The organism is Microbacterium sp. NPDC058062 (assembly GCF_042885375.1).
Taxonomy (GTDB): Bacteria; Actinomycetota; Actinomycetes; order Actinomycetales; family Microbacteriaceae; genus Microbacterium; species Microbacterium trichothecenolyticum_C.
Map to the genome: position 1 here is coordinate 160138 of NZ_JBHVSC010000006.1, position 23931 is coordinate 184068.

The following is a 23931-nucleotide window of genomic DNA, read 5'->3' on the forward strand; positions in this document are numbered from 1 at the left end:
CTGTCAGACGTGCCAGCCGTCAACATCGGGATGCCCAAGGTCCCCGAAACGCTCGCCCCCCGTCGCAAGACCCGCCAGATCAAGGTGGGAAAAGTGCTGGTCGGCGGTGATGCCCCCGTGAGCGTCCAGTCGATGACGACGACTCCGACGACCAACATCAACGCCACCCTCCAGCAGATCGCCGAGCTCACCGCCTCGGGCTGCGAGATCGTCCGGGTCGCCGTCCCCTCGCAGGACGACGCCGACGTGCTGCACATCATCGCGGCGAAGAGCCAGATCCCGGTGATCGCCGACATCCACTTCCAGCCGAAGTACGTCTTCCAGGCGATCGACGCCGGGTGCGGCGCGGTGCGCGTGAACCCCGGCAACATCCGCAAGTTCGACGACCAGGTGGGCGCGATCGCCGCCGCCGCGAAGGCCGCGGGCGTGTCCCTGCGCATCGGCGTGAACGCCGGCTCGCTCGACAAGCGTCTGCTCGAGAAGTACGGCAAGGCGACGCCCGAAGCGCTCGTCGAGAGCGCCGTGTGGGAGGCATCCCTCTTCGAGGAGCACGACTTCCACGACTTCAAGATCTCGGTCAAGCACAACGACCCGATCGTCATGGTGAAGGCGTACCGGCTCCTCTCCGAGCGGGGCGACTGGCCCCTCCACCTCGGCGTGACCGAGGCGGGCCCGGCGTTCCAGGGGACGATCAAGAGCGCCACGGCGTTCGGCATCCTCCTCGCCGAGGGCATCGGCGACACGATCCGCGTGTCGCTGTCGGCTCCGCCGGCCGAAGAGGTCAAGGTCGGCCACCAGATCCTGCAGTCGCTCAACCTGCGCGAGCGCAAGCTCGAGATCGTCTCGTGCCCGTCGTGCGGCCGCGCCCAGGTCGACGTCTACACGCTGGCCGACAACGTGACCGAGGGCCTCAAGGACATGACCGTCCCGCTGCGCGTCGCGGTCATGGGCTGCGTCGTGAACGGCCCGGGCGAGGCCCGCGAGGCCGACCTCGGCGTCGCGTCGGGCAACGGCAAGGGGCAGATCTTCGTGAAGGGCCAGGTCATCAAGACGGTGCCCGAGGCCGACATCGTCGCGACCCTCATCGAAGAGGCGAACCGCATCGCCGATGAGATGGGCCCCGACGCGCCGATCGGCACCGCGCAGGTCGTCACGTCCTAGCGCGCGCGCCCGTCATCGCGGTTCGGCCCGCCGTCGCGCGTGGTACCGGCCTGCGATGACCGCCGCCGCGACCTTGAGCAGCGGCGCCTCGCCGAACCGGTAGTCGGCGCCGCGCGCGAGACGGTCGGCGAGGTCGGGCCTCAGGCTGCGGAGGTGCTCACGTCCGACCGCGGCGTGGGGCGAGTTCGACACGACCTTGATGGCATCCGCGTCCTCGACGAGCGCGATCGCGTTCTCGATGTTCTCCTGCGTGGTCGTGCTCGTCGAGTCGAGCACGATCCGCCCGGCGTACCCGCGACTCCGGGCGTAGCGCGCCATCAGCTCGGCTTCAGGGATGTCGCCGCCGACGCTGCCGCCGCACAGCACCAGCACGCTCTCGCGTGCCCGAGGACTCTGCGAACGCAGCCCGACGCGAACGCGGTACCGGTTGACGAAGTTCGCCTTCGGCCCTCGATCGCGGTACCCGAGGACCACCACCGCCTCGATGCCGTCCGCGGCGGCGCTGACGCCGAGCGCGCGGTGCGAGGCGCGCCAGTTCACGTACTCCGCCCACGCGAGCAGGCTCAGGCCCGCTGCGGTCGCGGCGACCGCGAGCCGGGGGATGAGTCGACGCACACCCCGACCCTACGGGCACGGTCACGGCGTGCATGGCAGGATCCGAGGGTGCACCACGCCTCGACGCCGCCTGACGACGCCGGCCTCGGACGTCTGTCGTCGCGGCAGCGGGCCCTGATCGCCGCGTGGCTCCCCGGCGTCGAGGTCATCGCCGACCTCAGCTGGAACCAGGTCGAGACCGTCGTGCTGCAGGTGCGCCACGGTGATCGCACGCTGATCGTCAAGGCGGGAGGCGACACCGACCACCACCTCGGCCGCGAGCTCGACGCGCACGAGGGCGGTTACGTCTCTCCGTGGGCGGAGCGCGGTCACGCGGCGAGGCTGCGATGGGCCGATCGTGAGGCCCGAATCCTGGTGCTCGACTGGCTTCCCGGCGAGCTGGCATACCGCACGGCCGCGGGCGTCGACCCCGAGGTCCATCGCCGCGCGGGCACGCTGCTGCGGCGGTTCCACGCGCAGGCGACGCGGCCGTCGGAGGGGATGGATGCTGCCGCCACCCGCCGCGCGATCGCCTGGCTGGACGCGTCCCACGCGATCGCGCCGGACGTGGAGCGCCGCCTGCGAGCCATGCTCGCCGCGCTGCCCCCGATCGAGGACGACCTCGTTCCGACCCACGGAGACTGGCAGCCGCGCAACTGGCTGGTCGACGGCGACGAGGTACGCGTCATCGACTTCGGGCGGTTCGCATTCCGCCCTGCCGCCACGGACTTCGTGCGCCTCGCCGCGCAGGAGTGGCGTGAGAACCCCGCGTGCGAGGCGGCGTTCCTCGATGGCTACGGCCGGGACCCCCGGCTGGGCCCACGCGCCCGAGGCTCCGCGCAGCGCGAAGCGATGCGCGGAGAGGCGTGGGGACCGTCCCACTGGATCCTCATGCGAGCGCGCGAGGCCATCGGAACGGCCTGCTGGGCGCATCAGGTCGGCGACGCCGAGTTCGAGGCGCAGGGGCATCGCATGGTCTCCGATGTGCTCGCGGAGTACGAGACGCGCTGAGGCCCGGCCGCGCGGAGCCGCGCGAGGGCTCCGTTACTGTGAGCGCATGGTGCACTTGCGCAGGGTCGGCGATGTCGAGGTGTACGAGCGCCTGCGTTTCGTGCCGTTCACCGTCGGGGCGGTGGTCGCGGGCGTCGTCCTCGCGCTGCTGCCGGTGTTCGACCCGCGTTACCTCGCGTTCTCGGCCGGGCTGGGGCTCGTGCTGTGGCTGCTCTGGGCGTTCGCGGTGTGGCCTCGCGTGACCGTCGAGACCGACGCCGTGCTCGTGCGGAACACGTTCACGACCACGCGGTTCGCGTTCTCCGCGCTCGACGGCGTGGCATCGGGCTTCACGCTCGACTTCCTCCTGCGCGGGGGGCGGCGCGTGCGCGCATGGGCGGTGCCCGGCCAGCAGAACCTCGCCATGGAGGCGATGCGTTCCGCGGACGCGCATGCGAGCGGGTTCCAGCCCGTCAGGCGGGTCTCAGAGCTGACGGTCGGCACGGCGACCACCCCCGCGGGCCAGGTCGCGGCGTCGATCGCGCGCAGACTGGCTGCGGCCGGTGCGGGGCAGGTCGGCGTCGCCGATCCTCCGTCCGATGCCGTTCGTCGCGTCAACGTGGTCATGATCGCGGTGACCTGCCTGGTCGTGCTCCTCGCGGTCGTAGGCATCGCGGGAGGCGCTTCATGAGCCCTTCTGGCCGATCGCGACGGCACGAGGGATGACCGAGGACTCCTCGACCGGCGCCACGGCGCCGGATCCTTCGCCCGCCCAGCCCGAGACCGCACCGCTGTCGCGGCCGATCGTCGCGGGCATCGTGACCTCGCTCGTCGGCGTCACGAGCTCTTTCGCCGTGGTGCTCACGGGCCTCGACGCCGTCGGGGCATCACGCGCGCAGGCGGCGAGCGGCCTCCTCGTGCTCTGCCTCACGATGGGGGCGTCGGCGATCCTGCTGGCATGGCGCTACCGCACGCCGATCACCGTCGCGTGGTCCACGCCCGGCGCCGCGGTGCTCGCCGCCACCGGAGCCGTCGAGGGCGGTTGGCCCGCGGCGGTCGGCGCGTTCCTCGTGACCGCCGGCCTCATCCTGCTGACGGCGCTCTGGCCGCAGCTCGGCCGGCTCATCGCTCGGATCCCGCCGTCGATCGCGCAGGCGATGCTCGCCGGAGTGCTGCTCCCGCTGTGTCTCGCCCCGATCTCCGGGCTGGTGCTGAACCCGTGGGGGGTCGTGCCGGTCCTCGTCACGTGGCTCGTGTTCGTGCGGTTCGCGCCGCGGTGGGCGGTGCCGCTCGCGTTCGTCGCGGCATCCGTCGTCGTGGCGGTGGATGTCGCGGTCACGGGCGCGACGATCGACCCCGCGCTGCTGGTTCCCCGACTGGAGTTCACCGCGCCGACGCTCACCTTCGGCGCCGTCGTCGGACTCGCGCTGCCGCTGTTCCTGGTGACGATGGCGTCGCAGAACGTGCCCGGCATCGCGATCATGCGCAGCTTCGGCTACCAGGTGCCGTGGCGGCCGGCGATGCTCGTGACCGGCGTCGGCACCGCCCTCGGCGCGACGGCCGGCGGACACGCGATCAACCTCGCCGCGATCAGCGCGGCGCTCGCCGCTGCACCTGACGCCGATCCCGACCCGAAGCGGCGCTGGGTCGCGGGTGTGTCGACGGGCGCGAGCGGCATCGTGCTCGGCGGGCTGTCGGCGGCGCTCGTCGCACTGGTCGTGGTGGCGCCGGAGGCTGTCATTCCGGCGGTCGCCGGCATCGCGCTGTTCGGCGCCTTCGGCTCCGCCGTGCAGCAGGCGATCGACGACCCGGGCGAGCGGTTGCCGGCGGTGGTGACGTTCCTGGTGGCCGCGTCGGGTGTGGCGATCGCGGGCGTGAGCGCCGCGTTCTGGGCGCTGGTCGCAGGTCTCGTCGTGCGTGAGGTGCTCCACTTCGGCCGCCGCTCGCGCTGACCCCTCCGCTCAGGACGGCGCGACGTCAGTCCTCGCGGGGCGCGCGGCGCCGGCGAAGCGACGTGTAGGCGCCGAGGAGGCGCGGCACGACGACGTAGACCGCGAGCGGCACGACGACGGCGGTGAGCACCAGCGCGCGGAGGATGGGATGCCACGACTCGGACACGGGGCCGAGCAGCAACATCCCCACCGACACGAGAGGGAAGATCGCCAGCCACGTGATCGCGGCGCGGACATGGACGGACGGCGCGGGAGCGGGGGCGGCCACGCGAACGGGCTCGGTGCTCGAAGAAACGGACATGTGCGGCATCCTTCCGAAAAGCCAACTGAATGGTTGCAACTGGCTGGTTGTAAGTGAACCACCGCGCCGAGTATTCCGCAACCACTTAGTTGGAGTTGTTCGTTACCATGGGCGCATGGCGTGGGATACCGAGCGCACGAGGCGGCTGCTGCTCGAAGCGGCGACGGTGGAGTTCAGCGAGCACGGGCTCGCCGGAGCACGCGTGGACCGCATCGCCGCCGCCGCCGGCGTGAACAAAGAGCGCATCTACCAGTACTTCGGCAAGAAGGACGAGTTCTTCGCCACCGTGCTCGCCGAAGCGCTCCAGGTCGCGTTGCAGGCGGTGCAGGTCGAGGGCACCGGGCCTCAGGCGGTGGGCGACTACGCCGCGCGGCTGTTCGATCACCACATGGCGAACGGCCACATCCCGCGCCTCGTCTACTGGGAAGGACTCGAACGCGGCATCGCGGCGGCCGACAGTCCGGTGCGCGCCGAGTTCCACGCCGAGAAGGTCACGCGCATCCAGCGCATGCTGCCGGGTGTCGGCCGTGTCGAGGCGGGGGAGCTGCTGCTCACCCTCGTGAGCCTCGTCAACGCCTGGCCGGTGCTGCCGCAGCTCGACGCGCTCATCGTGCCCGACGCCGGCGACGGCGCCGCGCGCATGGCGGCACGACGCGCCGCGATCGTCGCCACGGTGACGGCTGCCGCGACGGCGGTGGCGGCGTCCGCCTCGGCCGAGCCCGCCGCGCGCTGACCCCCGAGCCCGATCAGTGCAGCGTCCCGCCGGGCACGGCGGTGTCCGCGGTCACCTCAAGGCTCGTCCGGACTGCGATCTCGAGCGCGCGAGCGATGTCCGAGAGCGGCAGGGCGGCAGACTCCGTCGTCGGCGCGTGCTCGGCAGGCCAGGGCACGTGCACGAATCCGGCACGGGTTCCGGATGCCGCCGCCTCGAGCGCCGTGAAGAACACGTGGTTGCACACGAACGTGCCGGCCGAGTACGACACCTGGGCGGGGATCCCGGCGCCGGCGATGCGCCGTGCGATCTCCTTCACGGGGAGCGTCGCGAAGTGGGCGGTCGCGGCACCGGGAACGCTCGGCACGTCGACGGGCTGGTCGCCGTCGTTGTCGGGGATGCGCGCATCGACGAGGTTCACGGCCACGCGCTCGACGCCGATCGCGGCACGACCGCCCGCGAGCCCGGCGGCGATCACGATGTCGGGCCGGTGCTCTGCCAGCAGTGCACGCATCCGCTCCGCTGCGCCCGCGAACGTCACCGGCAGCACAGCCGTGACGAGTGCTTCCGGCCCTTCCCAACGTGAGGCCACGAGATTCACGGCGGCTCCCGACGGGTTGGAGGAGTCGCCGCCGAACGGCTCGAACCCGGTGAGCAGCAATGTCGTCATGCGACCACGCTATTCGCTGTGCTCGAGCACGACGGTGCCCGAGTCGATGTCGACGGACTCGAGGCGCAGTCGCACGGTCGCCCCCGCCGCCGCGTCGAGCCCCGCGACCTTCGCCGTGACCGGCGGATCCGTGAGCTGCACGCGGGCGCCGTCACCGCGCAGGCCCAGCACCACGGCTTCGAAGACCTGGCCCTCGTGGCCGGACAGGAGCGCCGCCTCGACCCGATCGACGGTCGCCGCCCCGAGACGATTCGCCACGCCGTCGCTGCGCGCCATGATCTTCGGCAGCGACGCAAGGCTCTCCCGCGCCCACGCGGGCACCTCCCGCCCGTTCGCGAGCGCCTCGCAGATAACGAGCGACCAGCGATCGACGAGCCGCCGCAGCGGCGCCGTGGTGTGAGCATAAGGCGCGCCGATCGCCGCCTGCAGCGGGTCGGCGGGCGGTGCGCCGTCGAACGCCGCGTACCCCGCACCGCGGAAGAGACCCGCGGCGGCATCGAGGATCGCGAGCGCGGCGGGCGAATCGCGCGCGAGACCGCGCAGGTAGTCGCCGTACGAGACGTCGGTCAGCCACGGGATGCCGAGCGCCACCGTCTGCGCTCGGAACGCGGCGACGTCGTCCGCCTCGGCAGCGGGCATCGTCCGCAGGATGCCCACGCGGCCCTTCAGCATGATGTCGGCGGCGGCCATTCCGGTGAGGAGCGAGACCTGGGCGTTCCAGTCCTCGAGGACGAGCGGAGCGTCGCGTTCGAGGCGGTAGCCGCCGTCCTCGGCGACGATGCGGGTCTCGGGCACGTTCAGGCTCGCACCGCCGCGCTCGGCCTCGCGAGCGAGCCGCTCCTGGCCGAACCAGGGGAGCGCCGCGAGGCTCGGCGGAGCGCTGCCCGCGTCGATCGCGGCTTGGGCGTCGACGTAGGTCCACTGCGCCCGCGACCGGATCACGGCGCGTCGCAGGGTCGTCTCGACGGGGCGAGCCCCGTCGTCGAGGACGAACCTCCAGACGAACGCCCGACGGTCCTGATCCGGCAGCAGTGACGCCGCGCCCTCGCTGATGACGACGGGATGCAGCGGGATCCGACCATCCGCCGCGTACAGCGTCTGCCCGCGCAGCCGCGCCTCCGCGTCCATCGCACCGCCTGGGGCCACGAAGGCGGGGAGGTCGGCGATCGCATAGTGCAGCACCGCCCCCGTCGCCGTGCGCTCGAGGTGGAGGGCCTGGTCGAGGTCGGTGGAGCCCGCGGGATCGATCGTCAGGAACTCGATGTCGCGCAGGTCATCGAGCTCCGCCGTCGCCGGATCGACAGAGACCGCGCCTGCGGCGCGCTGCGCCTCGGCCTCCACGTCGGCGGGGAAGCCCGCCGGAAGCTCGAGCTCCTCGCGCAGGTGCGCGAGCGACTCGACGAGCTCGTCGTGGGCCTGTGCGGGAGCGAGTCGAGGTCGGCGTGCGGGCACCCGATCAGTGTAGGCACCGGGGCGCGTGCGACGCCCAGGATTGACATCGGCGCGGGGGCGCAGCATCCATTCGCCCTAAACTTGACCCTCGTGGTCACCCGTCTGTCGCACTTCTTCCTCCGCACGCTCCGTGAAGACCCCGCTGACGCCGAGGTCACGAGCCACAAGCTGCTCGTGCGCGCCGGCTACATCCGGCGCCAGGCGCCAGGCATCTTCGCGTGGCTCCCGCTGGGTCTGCGCGTGAAGGCGAAGGTCGAGCAGGTCGTCCGCGAGGAGATGACGAACGCGGGAGCGTACGAGGTGCACTTCCCGGCGCTGCTTCCCCGCGAGCCCTACGAGATCACCAATCGGTGGGAGGAGTACGGCGACGGCATCTTCCGCCTCAAGGACCGCAAGGACGCCGACTATCTGCTGGCCCCCACGCACGAGGAGGTCTTCACGCTCCTCGTGAAGGACCTGTACTCGTCGTACAAGGACCTGCCGCTCACGATCTACCAGATCCAGGACAAGTACCGCGATGAGGCGCGCCCCCGCGCAGGCCTCCTGCGCGGCCGCGAGTTCACCATGAAGGACGCGTACTCGTTCGACTCGTCGGACGCCGGCCTCGACGCGAGCTACATGCTGCAGCGCGACGCATACGAGCGCATCTTCCAGCGCCTCGGTCTCGAATACGTCATCGTGCAGGCGGATGCGGGAGCGATGGGCGGTTCGCGCTCCGAAGAGTTCCTGCACCCGACCGCCGTCGGCGAAGACACGTTCGTGCGCTCGGCCGGCGGGTACGCGGCCAACGTCGAGGCGTTCACGACCGTCGCGCCGGAGCCGATCGCCCTCGACGGGCTCGGTGGTCCGGTGATCTTCGACTCGCCGAACACGCCGACCATCCAGACGCTCGTCGACCACTCGAACGCGCATCTGGACGCACCCGCTTCAGGGATCGCCGGCCCCGCCACCGACGGCGTCACCGAGTGGACCGCCGCGCACACCCTCAAGAACGTCGTCCTGGCGCTTACCCACCTCGACGGCACGCGCGAGCTCGTGATCGTCGGCGTGCCCGGCGACCGCGACGTCGACGACAAGCGCGTCGAGGTCGCGTTCGCGCCGGCCGAGGTCGAGCCCGCGACGCCCGAGGACTTCGAGAAGCACCCGCTCCTCGTGAAGGGCTACATCGGCCCCTGGTCGGAGACCGGCGCCGTGCTCGGCGAGGAGTCCGCGACCGGCATCCGGTTCCTCCTCGACCCCCGCGTCGTCGACGGCACCGCGTGGGTCACCGGCGCCAACATCGACCAGAAGCACGTGCACACCCTGGTCGCGGGCCGCGACTTCACCGGCGACGGATTCGTCGAGGTCGCCAGCGTCCGTGCGGGCGACCCCGCGCCCGACGGCTCGGGTCCGGTCGAGCTCGCCCGTGGCATGGAGATCGGCCACGTCTTCCAGCTCGGCCGCAAGTACGCCGACGCGCTGGGCCTCAAGGTCCTCGACGAGAACGGCAAGCTCGTCACCGTCACGATGGGCTCGTACGGCATCGGCGTGACCCGCATCCTCGCGATCATCGCCGAGCTCAACAACGACGACAAGGGTCTCATCTGGCCCGCCTCGGTCGCGCCGTTCGATGTCCACGTCGTCGCGGCCGGCCGCGAGCCGGTGATGTTCGATGTGGCCGCGCAGCTGTCGGCCGACCTCGAGGCCGCGGGCCTCGACGTGCTCTACGACGACCGGCCCAAGGTCTCGCCCGGCGTGAAGTTCGGCGACGCCGAGCTCGTCGGCGTGCCGAAGATCGTCATCGTGGGCCGTGGCGCCGCCGAGGGCCAGGTCGAGCTCTGGGACCGTCGCACCGGCGACCGCGAGGTCGTCTCGGTCGCCGACGCCGTCGCCCGCCTCAGCGCTCGCTGAAGGGCGGCGGGTCCTCCGCCGGGAGAGGGTCGAGCTCGGGCACGGTCCAGGGTGCGGCCGGAGCGGCGCCGAACTCGGGCACCGCGGGCGGTGGATCCGTGCCGGGCGTCTTCCGAAAGTACCGGCCGACCGGCGGCAGGAAGGGCAGGATCGCGGCGGCGATCGCCGCGACGATCAAGATGCCGATGGCCACCCAGAACATCACGTCGCCCGCAACGTTCGGGCCGACGAACGAGACCGAGGATGCGGCGGCCTGAGCCGCCCACCACGTCTCCGAAACGATGTTGAGCGCCGTCAGCGCCGCGGGGAGCGCGAGAATCGCCAGCACCACCCGCGCGACCCGGCCTGCGCGCCGGAGCCGCAGCACCAGGATCACCTCGATGACCACGAGCGCGAGGGTCGGCAGGCCGATCGGCACGTACACGAAGAGGATGTCCCAGGCAGGACCGCCGACCTCGGCGGCCTGACCGAAGACGAGCCCCATCCACGCAAGTCCGACGGACTGCACGAAGATCAGCACCCACCAGAGGTAGAACGCCGCGACCACCGGCCACGGCGCGCGTGGCCGCGGAAGCTCGGCTCCGGCAGACGGTTTCAGGGTGATCGGTGTGCTCATCACGGTGTCTCCGCCCAGAAGACCGGCTTGACCGTCCCGTCGGGCTCGAGCAGATCGAACTCGTAGCCGCCGTTCGACACGTCCTCTTGCGAGACGTCGAAGATGTCGTAGTACGTGAGGGTGCCGTCGCCGTTGTCGCGCCCGCCGTCCTCGATGGTCGGATACCCGGGGATCGACACCGTCGTGTAGTCCGTGTAGTCGCCGTCGTAGACGAACCAGTAGCTCGGAGGCGCCGTCCACGAGAAGCAGTCCAGCCCGCCGTCGGGCGTCGCCTCGATCGTGACGGGCACGGCGACATACACCCCGTTCTGCGGAGGCGCCGCGGCCTTGTCGGTGACGTCCACCGGGGCGTCCACCGTGAAGGTCGCGATGTCGCGCGGTTCGGCCGCTGCGGTCGGCGCGACCGTGATCGTCCTGCCGTACGGGAACGAGGGCTCGGAGATGGTGTCGACCCCCACCAGATCCGGTGCGAAGACGGCTGAGGAGTAGGCGTCGGCGTCGACGTCGTCCGGCGGGGTTCCCGAAAGCAGCTGGCAGTCCGCGTAGCCGTACACGTGGACGCCGAGATCGGGTTGCGGGATGGCGCTCGCGGTGCCGAACACTCCTGCGACCAGTGCCATCACCACCCCCGCGACCGCGGCCGCGGAGCGACGCGCGCGGCCTTCCAGCGCGACGATGCCGGCCGCGATCGCGGCGACGGCGAGAGCGACGGTGACCGACGGCCCTGCGGTCCGGCCCCACCCTGCGAAGAGCAGGAGCAGGCACGAGACCAACGCCGCGGCGCCGAGCGCGAGCGCGAGGACGGCGGGCAGCCGCGATCGAGCGGGCGCCGCCGACCCTCTGTCGAGGGCCGGCGGCGGACCGACCGGGGGGATGACGTATGCAGTCGGGGCAGCTTCCTGCTGCACCACCACCCCCTCGGCGGCCGCTCGTGGTGCGGGGCTGTAGCCGACGTCGCCGCCACCGGCGTCTCTGCCTTGGCTCCACGGCTCATCAGCGCTCATGTCGCACCCCCCAGTGGCATCCGCTCCCTCGCGCATGCCATGTGTCCCCACGCAGAATGATGCACCCGACAAGCGTTTTGATACAACGGTGTATCCGAATCGATCGGTCGCACCCCACGCCGCGTGCCGAGAACGTTCACGCGTCGTCCACCGAACGGCGGCTCCGCGTGGCACGCTGGGCGTCATGGGCCCCAGCGACACCGGAACCATCCCGCACCCCGTGACCGAGGAGCTGCGCGCGACCATCGCCGCAGCGGGCATCACCGAGAGCACCGACCTGGTGGCACGCATCCTCGCGACGGGCATCGGGATGGGGATCGACGACACCGACCGCCTCGACCTCAAGATCACCTCGGCTGCGCTCAGCGAGATGCGGGCCGCATTCCGGCTGTTCGCGCCGTACCGGGGGGTCCCGAAGGTCACGATCTTCGGCTCGGCGCGCACGCTGCCCGAGGACGCCCACTACGGTCAGGCGTCGGACGTGGCCACGGCGCTCGCCGATCACGGCTGGCTGGTGGTGACCGGTGCGGGGCCGGGCATCATGCAGGCCGCCGCCGAGGGTGCCGGGCCTCACAACTCGCTCGGCGTGTCGATCCGCCTCCCCTTCGAGGAGAAGCCGAACGCGATCGTGGGCGCGAACGCGCGCAATGTGGCGATGAAGTACTTCTTCACGCGCAAGCTCATGCTCGTGAAGGAGTCGAGCGGCTTCGTCTGCGTTCCCGGCGGGTTCGGAACGCTGGACGAGATGTTCGAGCTGCTGACGCTGCAGCAGACCGGCAAGGCCGATCCGACGCCGATCGTCCTGCTCGACGCGCCCGGCGGAACGTTCTGGACGGGGCTGCGCCGATTCGTCGACGATCACCTGATTCCGTCGGGCGTGATCTCGAAGGGCGACTTCGATCGGGTGCTCATCACCGACTCGGTGCCGGCCGCGGTCGACGAGCTGACCGGGTTCTACCGCAACTACGACTCGCTGCGCTGGGTCGGCAAGCGGCTCGTGCTGCGCGTGAAGGCGGAGCCGACGGATGCTGAGGTCGAGGCGCTCAACGCCCAGTTCGGCGACCTCGTCACCGAGGGCGGCATCGAACTGCGCGGACCGCTCACCGTCGAGATCGAGGACGACGACGAGCTGCAGTGGCCGCGGCTGGTCCTGCGGCTGAACCAATTCCGCGTGGGCGAGCTGTACCGCCTCATCCGGGCGATCAACTCGCTCGAATCCGCACCGGCCGGCTGACGCCTCGAGGTCGCCGCGCACCCGGGGGACGCGGCATCCGTCTCGATGAAGCCGTTCTCATGTCCTCGTCGCCGGGCGTTCACCTCCGGTTCCGGCGAGCTTCGCCGCACGCGGCGAGGCTGGCGCCACCCCACGCCAGCCCGTTGCCATGCATGCCGAGAGGACGCTCGTGAGCATCATCGAAGGATTCCGCCGTTCCCTGCCCATGGCAGACCACGCACGAGGCAAGCGCCTCGCCGTGACCTGCCAGTACAAGTGCGCCAACGCGTGCCTGGGCCCCGAGTGCAACTCGTCGCACAACGAGACCTTCCAGGAGGTCGCCGCAGCCGCGCTGTCGCGTCGCGCGCTGCTCGGCCTCGGTGCCGCGGGTGCCGTCGCCGTCGCCGTCGGCGGCCTCCGCGGGCAGACGCCGCTGTCGGGCCCGGGCTCGTCGGGTGTCGGGGGAGCGGGCGCCGCATTCGCGCGACCCGCGGGCGGCAGCCTCCCGTTCGACCCGATCGCGCCGGTGAACCGTCTGGTCGACGAGTTCACCGTGCCGGCCGGGTACACCTGGCGTCCGATCATCCGATGGGGCGACCCGCTCTTCTCGAACGCCCCGGTCTTCGACATCATCGCGCAGACGCCCTCCGCGCAGGCCGTGCAGTTCGGCTACAACAGCGACTATCTCGACATCGTCGCCGACCCGAGCGGCAAGACCGGTGTGCTGGTGAACAACCACGAGTATGTCAATCCCGAGATCATGTTCCCGCCGACCGCCGACGCCGCCGAACTGCAGCGTCGAGGCGACATCTACAAGGCCGCGCAGGGCATGTCGGTCGTCGAGATCACCCGCAAGCGCACCGGCGAGCCGTGGTCGTACGTCGTCGACGGCAAGCGCAACCGCCGCATCACGGTCGAGACGGTGTTCGAGCTGACCGGACCCGCCGCGGGCAGCGACCTCGTGAAGACGGCCGCCGACCCCGAGGGCCGCTGGGTGCACGGCACCCTCGGCAACTGTGCCGGGGGCACCACGCCGTGGGGCACGATCCTGTCGGGCGAGGAGAACTTCAACGGCTACTTCGCGTGGGCCGCCGACACCGCCGCGCAGAAGCGCTACCAGTCCTCGTCGTCGACCTCGACGTCGACCGGCTGGGACAAGTACGACCCCCGCTTCGACGCGCACAACGCCGACTATGTCAACGAGCCCAACCGCTTCGGCTACATCGTCGAGATCGACCCGCAGGACCCCACCTCGACCCCGCGCAAGCACACCGCGATGGGCCGCTTCAAGCACGAGGGCGCCAACGTCATCGTCGCGGAGGACGGCCGCGTGGTCGCGTACATGGGCGACGACGAGCGCAACGACTACCTCTACAAGTTCGTCTCGAAGAACAAGATCTCGGGATCGCGCAAGAAGAACCTCCAGCTGCTGAGCGAGGGCGACCTGTACGTCGCCAAGTTCTCGGGCAACTCGCCGGCGAACCAGATCACCGGCACCGGCGCCTTGCCCGCCGACGGCAAGTTCGACGGCTCGGGCACCTGGATCCCGCTCACGCAGAACGGCGAGAGCGTCGTCCCGGGATTCACGACGGAGCAGGTGCTCGTCTACACGCGTCTGGCGGCCGATGCCGTGGGCGCGACCAAGATGGACCGTCCGGAGGACGTCGAGCCCAGCCCCAAGACCGGCAAGGTGTACCTGGCGCTCACGAACAACTCGGCGCGATCGGTGGCGACGCTCGATGAGGCGAACCCCGTCACCGGGAACCGCTACGGTCACGTGGTGGAGCTGACCGAGACGGCCGGGCAGTCGGGAACCTCGTTCGGCTGGAGCATCCTGCTCCTCTGCGGCGACCCCGCCGTCTTCGGCAACTCCTACTTCGCCGGCTTCCCCAAGGAGCTCGTGTCGCCGATCTCGTGCCCCGACAACGTCGCCTTCGACTCGGCCGGCAACCTCTGGATCTCGACCGACGGCGCGCCGAGCACGATCGGCTACAACGACGGCCTGTTCCTCGTGCCGCTCGAGGGCGCCGAGCGGGGCCACGTTCAGCAGTTCCTGTCGGTGCCGCGCGAGGCCGAGACCTGCGGTCCCGTCATCCACGACAAGGACGGCCTCGTATTCGTCGCCGTGCAGCACCCGGGTGAGGGCGGTACGTTCGCCGCGCCGACGTCGCTCTTCCCGGACTACGGCTCGTCGGCGTCGGGCGCCGTCGCCACCGCGCCTCGCCCGTCGGTGGTGCAGGTCTACCGCGCCTGAGCTCGGACGCCGGATCGAGACGCCGCCCCGCCTTCGTCAGGCGGGGCGGCGTCCTCGTCGTGGCGTCACGACTCCGGGTTGGGATCGCCCAGGATCCAAGGCGGTCCCAGCGGGACGACGCGGCGCCCCATGGTCCGCCAGGAGAACTTCTCGACGAGCATGTAGGCCGCGAGCGCAGAGGCCACCATCAGCAGGATCGAGCCGGTGATCGCGAGACCCTCCGTCGCGGTGAACGCCGCGACCGACTGGAGTCCCAGCCCGAGCGAGACGCTCAGCAGCGTGATCGGCAGCACGGAGTTGTGCACCGCGCCCGCGGGCGTGAAGAGCAGCGCCAGGATCGCGAACACGAGCGAGAAGAGCCCACGCGCCTGGGCGGTCACCTCGAAGAAGCCGAGCTCCTCACCGAGGAGGAATCCCGGGACCACGATCCAGTACCAGCCGAAGGCGTTGTACACGATGAAGTGGAAGTTGTCGCCCGCGAAGTACGACAGCATGCCCGCTGTCACCTGCACGACGCCGCCGAACACGGCGCCCACCCAGAACACGGGCGCGTCGTCCTGAAGGCCGAGATGCGCGAGCTGCGCCGTGACGGTGGCGATCACGAAGCCCAGCAGACCGATGAGCCCGGGGTCTGCGACGCGCAGACCGCCGCCGCGAGGAACGCGGATGGCGTCGGTGATCGCGATGTTCGTCGTGCCGTCGGTCATGCCCGTGCCCCCTGTGGATCGCCACTGCCGCCTGAGTCGTGCACGGCCAGTATGGCGGAGCGGAGGTGACGGGGAGAGCGTCCGCGCCGGTCAGCGGCGTGACGGCCGACGCCTGGCGGGCGTCAGCAGCTGACCCTGCCGTGCGACATCGTGTCGTCGGGCGTGTCCCGCGTCACGAGCGCCTTCAGCATGCCTGCCGCGGTGACGAGCTTGCCGTGCCGGGGCTCCCAGAACTCGCACTCGACGGGTGTCACGCGCAGCAGCACGATGCCGGGCGTCTCGAGTCCGTTCTCGAACCAGATGTCGAGGCTGGGGGAGTACAGCTCCTTCATCTTCGCCGCATCGCGAACGACCTGGGCCCGGCCGGCGACGGAGACGTAGCGGTGTCCTTTGGAATCGAGGTACGACAGGCCCACGTCATGCTGCGGATCCGCCTGGCTCTCCGACACCTTCGCCGTGTCGGCGAGCGTGAAGAACCAGATGTCGCCCTTGCCATCCATCTGGCGTGTGCTCATCGGCCGGCTGACGAGGTTCCCCGCGGAGTCGCGAGTGGTCAGCATGGTGAAGTCGATGTCCTCGACGAGTTCCTTGACCCGCGCGATCGCTTCGGGGCCGGTGACGAGATCTTCCTCTGTGTGCGTCATGGGCTCAGACTCCGCCGCGTCGCGGTGCTCTGCCAGACCATTGACAGAACGGATGCTGCGGCTACCCTCGTGCGCCGGCCCCTGTCACATCCACGCGAAGCGGGCGCGGGCGATCGTGAAGATGCCGTAGGCGAGGAATCCCAGGCCCACCACCCACGCGAGCGCGGGACCGAGCGGCAGCTCGAGCAGCGCGTCGACGGCGCCGTCGAGCCCGCCTGCGGTCTTCGCATCGGCGCGTACGGCCGCCACGACGAGGAGCACCCCCACGATCAGGAGCGCGACGCCCTTCGCGATGAAGCCGACGACGCCCAGCGTCGTGAAGCCCCAGCCGAGTCCACCGTCCGGGATGCGCATCCGGTTGCGGAAGCTTCTCCGGACGCCCATGACGACGAACGCCACGCCGCCGATGCCGATCCCCGCGCCCACGAGGCCGAGCACGATGGGTCCACCCGGGATCTGCAGGAGACTCCGGCTGGCTCCCTCGGCTGTCTTCTCGGCGTCGGGGCGCGCCCCCATCGCCACCGCGACGGAGATCGCGCCGAGAGCGGCGAACACGGCCGCCTGACCGAACTCCGCCAGCCGCCGGCTCCACTTGCGGGCCGCGCCTTCGACGTCGCCCGACAGGTCATGGGCGAGGATGCCCTCGCTCACATGCCACAGCGCGAGAGCCCACAGGACGATCCCGATGAGCCACAGCACCAGGAACCCGACCGGCGCCCCGGCGACAGCCTTCATGGCGCCCGCCTGATCGCCCTCGCCGCGTCCGCCGGAGGCGATCACGATGACGATGACGCCGATGAGTGCGTGGATGAGGCCGTTCGCCACATACCCGGCGCGTGCGAGCGTCTCGAAGACGGAGCTCGACTCCGCCTCGCGGGCGAGGTGCTTCGCGTTCGCCCTCACGCCGCCGCGGGTCTCCACATCCTCACGCTAGCCCCCGCCTTGCGGGCGGCCGGGGGGTTGACTCGGCCCCACCGCGGTGACATCCACCCGCGGGCAGCAGGTGGCTCATATGCAGCCGATCTATCATGGGGCGGATGATCCGCGAGGGCCGTCGACCGCCGGCGACCGGCTGGAGCGTCGTACCTCGCCTGGTGCGTGGAGCTCCTCCCGTCGTGCTCGTCGTCGTGGGCGCGCTCTCGCTCCTGGTCGGGCTGCTCATCGTGACGCGACCGCTCACGTCCCTCGTGCTGCTGACCGTGTATGTAGGCCTCAGCGCCGTCTTCTCCGGGCTTGCGCGCATCTTCGCCGCGCCCGAGACGCCGCTCTGGTCCCGACTGGTGTTCGGCGGCCTGTGGATCGCGCTCGGCCTGGCGGTGCTCTTCGGTCTCGGCCGCACGCTCGAGCTGCTGCCCGAGATCATCGCGGTGCTCCTCGTGCTGGGTGGCCTCGCGTCCCTCTACGACGCGGTGTCCCGCGGCAGCGTGAGCCAGCGCGTGCTCGCCGGGGTGTGGGGCGGTACCCAGATCGCATTCGGCGTGCTGTCGTACGCATGGCCCGACGTAACGGTCCTCCTCGTCGCGGTGATCTTCGGTGTCCGCACGATCGTGTTCGGCGCCACCCTCCTGGTGCGCGCGGTGCGCGCCTTCGTGGAGGGACGCCGTTCCGTTCCGGCGACAGGGCTGCCCGCAGCATCCGTTCCGGAATCCACGACGCGTCGCCGCCGTGCCCGCGCGGCGTGGCTGGCCGTGGGGCGCTACGCGCTCTCGGCGCTGCTGGTGGTGCTCGCGGTCGGCGGGTGGTGGGCGAACTCGTGGTTCGAGGACGGCGCCCAGGTGGTCGACGCGTTCTACGACCCGCCCGTCATCGTGCCGTACGACCACGGGCGCCTGATCCGCAGCGACGACTTCTCGGGGCAGAAGCCCGCCGGCGCCGACGTCCGCCGCGTCCTCTACACGACCCGCGACGCCAACGGCCAGCCGGCGGTGGCCAGCGCACTGGTCATCGTGCCGCAGGACCCGCCTCCCGGCCCACGACCGGTCGTCGTGTGGAACCACGGCACCACCGGCGTCGCCCGCGGGTGCGCGCCGAGCCTGCGCGATGCGTCGGCGACGAAGTGGGCGATCCCCGGACTGGACCAGGCGATCGCGAACGGCTGGGTTGTCGTGGCGTCCGACTACTCGGGACAGGGAGCGCCCGGCGTGTTCCCGTACCTCATCGGCCGCGGCGAGGCGCGTTCGTCGCTCGACGCCGTCATCGCCGCGCGCGAGCTCGACGGTGTCACGCTGTCGAGCCGCACCGTGGTCTGGGGGCACTCCCAAGGCGGACACGCCGCCCTCTGGACCTCGCAGATCGCCGACGACTACGCGCCCGATCTGGATGTGCGGGGCACAGCCCTGCTCGCACCGGCCGCAGAGCCGGTCGCGCTCGCCGAGGAACTCACCAGCGGCGACGCGAACGCCCTGCTGTCGATCCTCATCTCGTGGGTGCTCGTGCCCTACGCCGACACCTATGACGACGTCGACCTCACCCACTACATCGCACCGGGCTCTGAGGCGATCGTCCGCGAGATGACGCAGCGGTGCCCGTCCGAGCCCGGCGTGATCGTGTCCGTCGCGACAGCGCTCGGCGTCTCGGAGGACCGCCCACTCTACGTCGGCGACCTCACCGCGGGCGCGCTCGGCCGCCGCCTCGAGGACAACACGCCGACAGGTCCCTGGACGCAGCCGATCCTCGTCGCGTGGGGGGACCAGGACGAGGTCATCCCGCCCCACCTGCAGCGCGAGTTCGTCGACCGGCTGTGTGCGGACGGGAACCAGGTGCGCAGCCTCGAGTACCGCGGCTACGACCATCTGCGCACGCTGCTGCCCGGATCGCACTTCGTGCCCGTGCTCATCGAGTGGACGGACGCGCGGTTCCGCCACTCCGGCACCCACGTCGACGACTGCGCCAGGTGAGGCGACGAGGGTGCCGGCAGCTGCGCAGGGCGTGGAGCCGACTCGCAGAACCGTGGGACGCGGCATCCGGTAATGTTGGAGGGTTCCGGCGCGCGTCGACGTGCTGGTGAGAGCTGAATACGGAGGCCACTGTGGACATCGATCTCGGACTGCTGCGGACTGTCGAGCGCGAGAAGGAGATCCCCTTCGACGAGCTCGTGCGCATCATCGAACAGGCGATCCTGACCGCGTACGCGAAGCACACCTCGCCCACGGGCGAGCTGCCGGAGGGCGCGCGCGCAGAACTCGACCGCAAGACCGGTCACGTGGCCGTGTTCATCCCGCTGCTCGACGAGGAGGGCGCGGTCGTCGGCGAGGAGGAGTCGACTCCCGAGGACTTCGGCCGCATCGCCGCGTTCGCCGCGAAGCAGGTCATCAGCCAGCGTCTCCGCGACATCGCCGACGACGCCGTGCTGGGTGAGTTCCGCGGCAAGGAGGGCGACATCGTCGCCGGCATCGTGCAGCAGGGCCCGAACCCGCGCATGGTGCACGTCGACCTCGGCACCGTCGAGGCGATCCTGCCTCCCGAAGAGCAGGTGCCCGGCGAGGACTACGCGCACGGCGCGCGTCTGCGCGTGTACGTGACGTCGGTCGCCAAGGGCACGAAGGGCCCGCAGATCACCGTCTCGCGCACGCACCCGGGCCTCGTCCGCAAGCTGTTCGCGCTCGAGGTTCCCGAGATCCCCGCGGGGCTCGTCGAGATCGTCTCACTCGCGCGCGAGGCCGGCCACCGCACCAAGATCGCGGTCAAGGCGAACGACCCGTCGATCAACGCCAAGGGCGCCTGCATCGGCGAGCTCGGCCGCCGCGTGCGCGCCGTCACCGAGGAGCTCGGCGGCGAGAAGATCGACATCGTCGACTACGACCCCGAACTCGCGAAGTTCGTCGCGAACGCGCTGTCGCCCGCGAAGGTGACCTCGAGCTTCATCCTGGATGCCTCGAACAAGGCGGTGCGCGCGCTCGTGCCCGACTACCAGCTGTCGCTCGCGATCGGCAAGGAGGGCCAGAACGCCCGTCTGGCCGCGAAGCTCACCGGCGCGAAGATCGACATCCAGCCGGACTCGATCCTCGAGGAAGGCTGACCCGCGGCGCTGGCTCCCAGCCCCGGGGTGTACCATGGATCCTGTACGAACGTGCGTCGGATGCCGCACGCGTGCTCTCCGGACCACCCTCCTCAGGGTGGTCTCCATCGAATCCCACCTCGTCGTCGACGAGCGTGCTTCGATGCCCGGAAGAGGCGCGTGGGTGCACGAGACGCCGGAGTGCGTGGATGCCGCCATTCGGCGCCGCGCCTTCGTGCGGGCATTGCGTGTGTCAGGCCCGCTTGACACGCAGACCATCGAAGAGCACATCCAGCGAAAAGGCTGAACGGCTATGGAAACAAAGTGAACGGCTCGAAATGAGACCCGTCCGCCAATAACGGTCTGCCCTGTCTGGGTAGGCCCTAGACAGGAGAATTGTGGCTGGCAAACCACGCGTGCACGAGATCGCTTCCGAGCTCGGCGTCGACAGCAAGGTCGCCCTCGAGAAGCTGAAGGCGCTCGGCGAATACGTCAAGAGCCCCTCGTCCACCATCGAACCCCCCGTCGCGCGCAAGCTGCGCGCGGCACTCGAAGCCGACGGCGCGGCCAAGTCCGCTGACGCGGCGCCCGCTGCGGCGAAGCCCGCGGCTGCGGCTCCCGGCGCGCCGGCGGCGAAGCCCGGCGCACCCGCCGGTCGTCCCGGCCCGGCTGCGAAGCCCGGTCCGGCGCGCCCGGCCGCTCCGGCTGCCCCCGCGGCTCCGGCCGCGAAGGCCGCTCCGGCGGAGACCGCCCCGGCGGCCCCCGCTGCGAAGGCCCCCGCGGCACCGGCTCCCGCCGCGCCGGCCGCCAAGGCTGCTCCCGCCGCCAAGGCGCCTGAGGCCCCGGCCGCGCCCGGTGCGCCCAAGCCCGGCCCCGCCGCCGCGACCCCGCAGCCGCCGCGTCCGGGTGGCACCCCGCGTCCCGGCAACAACCCCTTCGCGTCCTCGCAGGGCATGGGCCAGCGTCCCGCCGGCCCGCGTCCGGGCAACAACCCCTTCGCGTCGGCGCAGGGCATGGGCCAGCGCCCGAGCCCCGGCAACATCCCGCGTCCCCAGGCTCCGCGCCCGGGTGCTCCCCGTCCCGGCGCTCCGCGTCCGGGTGGTGCGGGTCGCCCCGGTGGCGGCGGTCGTCCCGGCGCTCCGTTCCAGCAGCGTCCCGGCGGTCCCGGTCGTCCCGGCGGTGCCGGCGGCGGCTTCCAGCGTCCCGGCGGCGCGCCCGGTGCGGGAGCACCCGGCGGCTTCGCCGGTCGTCCCGGCGGCGGCGGCGGTCGTGGCCGTGGTCCCGGCGGTGGTACCGCAGGTGCCTTCGGCAAGGGCGGCGGCAAGTCGAAGCAGCGCAAGTCGCGTCGGGCGAAGCGTCAAGAGTTCGAGATGCGGTCGGCGCCGATCGTCGGCGGCGTCAACGTCTCCAAGGGCAACGGCGAGATCATCCGCCTGCGCCGCGGCGCATCGATCGCCGACTTCGCCGACAAGCTCGAGGCCCTGCGCGGCTACACCGTGCAGCCCGGCACGCTCGTGACGATCCTCTTCAACCTCGGCGAGATGGCCACGGCCACCGAGTCGCTGGACGAGGCGACGTTCGAGGTGCTCGGCGCCGAGCTCGGCTACAAGATCCAGATGGTCTCGCCCGAGGACGAGGACAAGGAGCTCCTCGAGGGCTTCGGTCTCGACCTCGAGGCCGAGCTGGAGGCGGAGAACGAGGAAGACCTCGAGATCCGGCCTCCGGTCGTGACCGTCATGGGTCACGTCGACCACGGTAAGACGCGACTGCTCGACGCCATCCGCCAGACCAACGTGGTCGCGGGCGAGGCCGGCGGCATCACGCAGCACATCGGTGCGTACCAGGTCTGGACCGAGCACGAGGGCATCGAGCGCGCGATCACCTTCATCGACACCCCGGGTCACGAGGCGTTCACCGCCATGCGTGCCCGTGGTGCGCAGGTGACCGACCTCGCGATCCTCGTGGTCGCGGCCGACGACGGCATCATGCCGCAGACGGTCGAGGCCCTGAACCACGCGCAGGCGGCGAACGTCCCGATCGTGGTCGCGGTGAACAAGGTCGACAAGCCCGACGCCAACCCGGCCAAGGTGCGTCAGCAGCTCACCGAGTACGGCCTGGTCGCAGAGGAGTACGGCGGCGACGTCATGTTCGTGGATGTGTCGGCTCGTCAGGGCACGGGCATCCAGGAGCTCCTCGACGCGGTGCTGCTCACGGCTGACGCGGGCCTGGACCTCACGGCCAACCCGAACAAGGACGCGCGCGGTGTCGCCATCGAGGCGAAGCTCGACAAGGGCCGCGGCTCGGTCGCCACGGTGCTGATCCAGTCCGGAACGCTCCGCGTCGGCGACGCGATCGTCGCGGGCACGGCTTACGGCCGCGTCCGTGCCATGGCGGACGAGAACGGCGACCCGGTCCTCGAGGCCTACCCGTCGCGTCCGGTGCAGGTGCAGGGTCTGAACTCGGTGCCGCGAGCCGGCGACACGTTCATCGTGACCGAGGAGGACCGCACGGCCCGCCAGATCGCCGAGAAGCGTGAAGCGGCCGAGCGCAACGCCCAGCTGGCCAAGGCCCGCAAGCGCATCTCGCTCGAGGACTTCACCCGCGCTCTCGAAGAGGGCAAGGTCGAGTCGCTCAACCTCATCATCAAGGGTGACGTGTCGGGTGCCGTCGAGGCGCTCGAGGAGTCGCTGCTCAAGATCGAGGTCGACGACTCCGTCCAGCTGCGGATCATCCACCGCGGTGTCGGTGCGATCACCGAGTCCGACATCAACCTCGCGACGATCGACAACGCGATCGTCATCGGCTTCAACGTCCGTCCCGACACGAAGGCGCGCGAGCGCGCCGCCCGTGAGGGTGTGGATGTCCGGTTCTACTCGGTCATCTACAACGCGATCGACGACGTCGAGCAGTCGCTCAAGGGCCTGCTCAAGCCGGAGTACGAAGAGGTCCAGTCGGGTGTCGCCGAGATCCGCGAGGTGTTCCGCTCCTCGAAGTTCGGCAACATCGCCGGTGTCATCGTCCGCTCGGGCACGATCACGCGCAACGCCAAGGCGCGCGTCATCCGCGACGGCGTGGTCCTCGCCGATGGCCTGGCCATCGAGTCGCTGCGTCGCTTCAAGGACGACGTCACCGAGGTCCGCACGGACTTCGAGTGCGGTATCGGCCTCGGCAAGTACAACGACATCCAGGTGGGCGACGAGATCGAGACCACCGAGATGGTCGAGAAGCCCCGCGCGTAAGTCGCGCAACGTGAGGGGCGTCCTGATCCGTCAGGGCGTCCCTCACGCTTCGGAAGGAGCATCATCATGTCTTCGGAACGTCAGGCCCGTCTGGGCGACCGCATCCGCGTGATCCTGGCCGAGAGGCTCGAGAAGGGTCTGCGCGACCCGCGCCTGGGCTTCGTCACCATCACCGACGTGCGCGTCACGGGCGACCTGCAGCACGCGTCGGTGTTCTACACCGTGCTCGGCTCCGCCGAGGAGCGCGAGGATTCCGCCAAGGCCCTCAAGGCGGCGACCGGGATGCTGCGCTCCGAGGTGGGCAAGCACCTCAATGTGCGCCTCACCCCGTCGCTCGAGTTCATCCCCGACGCGATCCCCGAGAACGCCGGCCACATCGCCGACCTCCTCCGTGAGGCGCAGGAGCGGGATGCCGCGGTCGCGGGTCTCGCGGCCTCGGCCACGTACGCCGGCGACGCCGACCCGTACCTCAAGCCGCGCGAACTCGACGACGACGAGTAAGCGCACCACACCGCACGCGGAACGCCGCGACCGA

Annotated in this window: 22 protein-coding genes; 13 read left to right on the forward strand and 9 right to left on the reverse strand. The window is 70.8% G+C overall.

Annotated features, from left to right (window positions below):
• Positions 1-9: 9 nt before the first annotated feature.
• A complete protein-coding gene (ispG, locus tag ACFVSU_RS18975) occupies positions 10-1161 on the forward strand; it encodes a flavodoxin-dependent (E)-4-hydroxy-3-methylbut-2-enyl-diphosphate synthase (RefSeq protein ID WP_375872863.1) in 1152 nt (383 codons plus the stop codon).
• A 12-nt stretch (positions 1162-1173) separates the two neighbouring features.
• Here the strand turns inward: ispG and ACFVSU_RS18980 are convergent, their stop codons facing one another.
• Positions 1174-1776 carry a YdcF family protein gene (locus ACFVSU_RS18980; protein WP_387146563.1) on the reverse strand — a complete coding sequence of 201 codons (603 nt, stop codon included), beginning with the start codon at positions 1774-1776 and terminating at the stop codon, positions 1174-1176.
• A gap of 48 nt (positions 1777-1824) precedes the next feature.
• Between ACFVSU_RS18980 and ACFVSU_RS18985 the strand changes: the two genes are divergently transcribed.
• The 3 genes from ACFVSU_RS18985 to ACFVSU_RS18995 are packed head-to-tail and all read left to right on the forward strand — an operon-like array spanning position 1825 to position 4697.
• Positions 1825-2766 carry a phosphotransferase gene (locus ACFVSU_RS18985; RefSeq protein WP_387146566.1) on the forward strand — a complete coding sequence of 314 codons (942 nt, stop codon included), beginning with the start codon at positions 1825-1827 and terminating at the stop codon, positions 2764-2766.
• 46 nt (positions 2767-2812) lie between these two features.
• Positions 2813-3436, forward strand: coding sequence for a hypothetical protein (locus tag ACFVSU_RS18990; RefSeq protein WP_387146570.1), 624 nt, complete (start codon positions 2813-2815; stop codon positions 3434-3436).
• A 31-nt stretch (positions 3437-3467) separates the two neighbouring features.
• Positions 3468-4697 (forward strand): benzoate/H(+) symporter BenE family transporter, encoded by a 1230-nt coding sequence (locus ACFVSU_RS18995; protein ID WP_387146573.1) that lies wholly within the window; start codon positions 3468-3470, stop codon positions 4695-4697.
• 25 nt (positions 4698-4722) lie between these two features.
• Here the strand turns inward: ACFVSU_RS18995 and ACFVSU_RS19000 are convergent, their stop codons facing one another.
• Positions 4723-4998 carry a hypothetical protein gene (locus ACFVSU_RS19000; RefSeq protein ID WP_387146576.1) on the reverse strand — a complete coding sequence of 92 codons (276 nt, stop codon included), beginning with the start codon at positions 4996-4998 and terminating at the stop codon, positions 4723-4725.
• 115 nt (positions 4999-5113) lie between these two features.
• On the opposite strand from ACFVSU_RS19000, the gene ACFVSU_RS19005 reads away from it, so the two are divergent.
• Positions 5114-5731 carry a TetR/AcrR family transcriptional regulator gene (locus ACFVSU_RS19005; RefSeq protein ID WP_387146579.1) on the forward strand — a complete coding sequence of 206 codons (618 nt, stop codon included), beginning with the start codon at positions 5114-5116 and terminating at the stop codon, positions 5729-5731.
• A 13-nt stretch (positions 5732-5744) separates the two neighbouring features.
• Here the strand turns inward: ACFVSU_RS19005 and pcp are convergent, their stop codons facing one another.
• Together pcp and ACFVSU_RS19015 are read right to left on the reverse strand one after the other, a co-directional pair.
• Positions 5745-6380 (reverse strand): pyroglutamyl-peptidase I, encoded by a 636-nt coding sequence (gene pcp / locus ACFVSU_RS19010; RefSeq protein WP_387146582.1) that lies wholly within the window; start codon positions 6378-6380, stop codon positions 5745-5747.
• A 9-nt stretch (positions 6381-6389) separates the two neighbouring features.
• Complete coding sequence (locus tag ACFVSU_RS19015; protein ID WP_387146585.1) at positions 6390-7832, reverse strand: RNB domain-containing ribonuclease; 1443 nt, start codon at positions 7830-7832, stop codon at positions 6390-6392.
• Between the two features lie 90 nt (positions 7833-7922).
• On the opposite strand from ACFVSU_RS19015, the gene ACFVSU_RS19020 reads away from it, so the two are divergent.
• Positions 7923-9722: a proline--tRNA ligase gene (locus tag ACFVSU_RS19020; protein ID WP_387146588.1), complete on the forward strand. Its 1800-nt coding sequence runs from the start codon at positions 7923-7925 to the stop codon at positions 9720-9722.
• Here ACFVSU_RS19020 and ACFVSU_RS19025 read toward each other — a convergent pair.
• Together ACFVSU_RS19025 and ACFVSU_RS19030 are read right to left on the reverse strand one after the other, a co-directional pair.
• Positions 9709-10338, reverse strand: a complete 630-nt coding sequence (locus ACFVSU_RS19025; RefSeq protein WP_387146591.1) for a hypothetical protein — start codon at positions 10336-10338, stop codon at positions 9709-9711. The genes ACFVSU_RS19020 and ACFVSU_RS19025 overlap by 14 nt on opposite strands.
• Positions 10338-11342, reverse strand: a complete 1005-nt coding sequence (locus tag ACFVSU_RS19030; protein WP_387146594.1) for a hypothetical protein — start codon at positions 11340-11342, stop codon at positions 10338-10340. Before ACFVSU_RS19030 ends, ACFVSU_RS19025 begins: the two co-directional genes overlap by 1 nt.
• 184 nt (positions 11343-11526) lie before the next feature.
• On the opposite strand from ACFVSU_RS19030, the gene ACFVSU_RS19035 reads away from it, so the two are divergent.
• Positions 11527-12576 (forward strand): TIGR00730 family Rossman fold protein, encoded by a 1050-nt coding sequence (locus ACFVSU_RS19035; RefSeq protein WP_387146597.1) that lies wholly within the window; start codon positions 11527-11529, stop codon positions 12574-12576.
• 205 nt (positions 12577-12781) lie between these two features.
• Positions 12782-14809 (forward strand): PhoX family protein, encoded by a 2028-nt coding sequence (locus ACFVSU_RS19040; protein WP_387146996.1) that lies wholly within the window; start codon positions 12782-12784, stop codon positions 14807-14809.
• Positions 14810-14874: 65 nt separating this feature from the next.
• Here ACFVSU_RS19040 and ACFVSU_RS19045 read toward each other — a convergent pair whose 3' ends face one another.
• The 3 genes from ACFVSU_RS19045 to ACFVSU_RS19055 form a co-directional block, all read right to left on the reverse strand.
• On the reverse strand, positions 14875-15516 hold the full coding sequence (locus ACFVSU_RS19045; protein ID WP_387146600.1) for an acetate uptake transporter family protein: 642 nt from the start codon (positions 15514-15516) through the stop codon (positions 14875-14877).
• Between the two features lie 122 nt (positions 15517-15638).
• Positions 15639-16160 carry a pyridoxamine 5'-phosphate oxidase family protein gene (locus tag ACFVSU_RS19050; RefSeq protein ID WP_387146603.1) on the reverse strand — a complete coding sequence of 174 codons (522 nt, stop codon included), beginning with the start codon at positions 16158-16160 and terminating at the stop codon, positions 15639-15641.
• An 84-nt stretch (positions 16161-16244) separates the two neighbouring features.
• Positions 16245-17081 carry a DUF1206 domain-containing protein gene (locus tag ACFVSU_RS19055; protein WP_387146606.1) on the reverse strand — a complete coding sequence of 279 codons (837 nt, stop codon included), beginning with the start codon at positions 17079-17081 and terminating at the stop codon, positions 16245-16247.
• A 116-nt stretch (positions 17082-17197) separates the two neighbouring features.
• On the opposite strand from ACFVSU_RS19055, the gene ACFVSU_RS19060 reads away from it, so the two are divergent.
• The 5 genes from ACFVSU_RS19060 to rbfA all read left to right on the forward strand — a co-directional run bounded on the left by ACFVSU_RS19060 (position 17198) and on the right by rbfA (position 23897).
• Positions 17198-19057, forward strand: coding sequence for a lipase family protein (locus ACFVSU_RS19060; protein WP_387146609.1), 1860 nt, complete (start codon positions 17198-17200; stop codon positions 19055-19057).
• A gap of 131 nt (positions 19058-19188) precedes the next feature.
• Positions 19189-20178 (forward strand): transcription termination factor NusA, encoded by a 990-nt coding sequence (gene nusA / locus ACFVSU_RS19065; RefSeq protein ID WP_116193892.1) that lies wholly within the window; start codon positions 19189-19191, stop codon positions 20176-20178.
• A 34-nt stretch (positions 20179-20212) separates the two neighbouring features.
• Entirely contained in the window at positions 20213-20464 is a 252-nt protein-coding gene (locus ACFVSU_RS19070; protein ID WP_310289727.1) for a YlxR family protein, read from the forward strand.
• Between the two features lie 91 nt (positions 20465-20555).
• The gene (infB, locus tag ACFVSU_RS19075) at positions 20556-23396 is read left to right on the forward strand and encodes a translation initiation factor IF-2 (RefSeq protein WP_387146613.1); all 2841 of its coding nucleotides are present in this window, start codon (positions 20556-20558) and stop codon (positions 23394-23396) included.
• Positions 23397-23462: 66 nt separating this feature from the next.
• A complete protein-coding gene (gene rbfA / locus ACFVSU_RS19080) occupies positions 23463-23897 on the forward strand; it encodes a 30S ribosome-binding factor RbfA (protein ID WP_056370212.1) in 435 nt (144 codons plus the stop codon).
• The last annotated feature ends 34 nt before the right edge of the window (positions 23898-23931 follow it).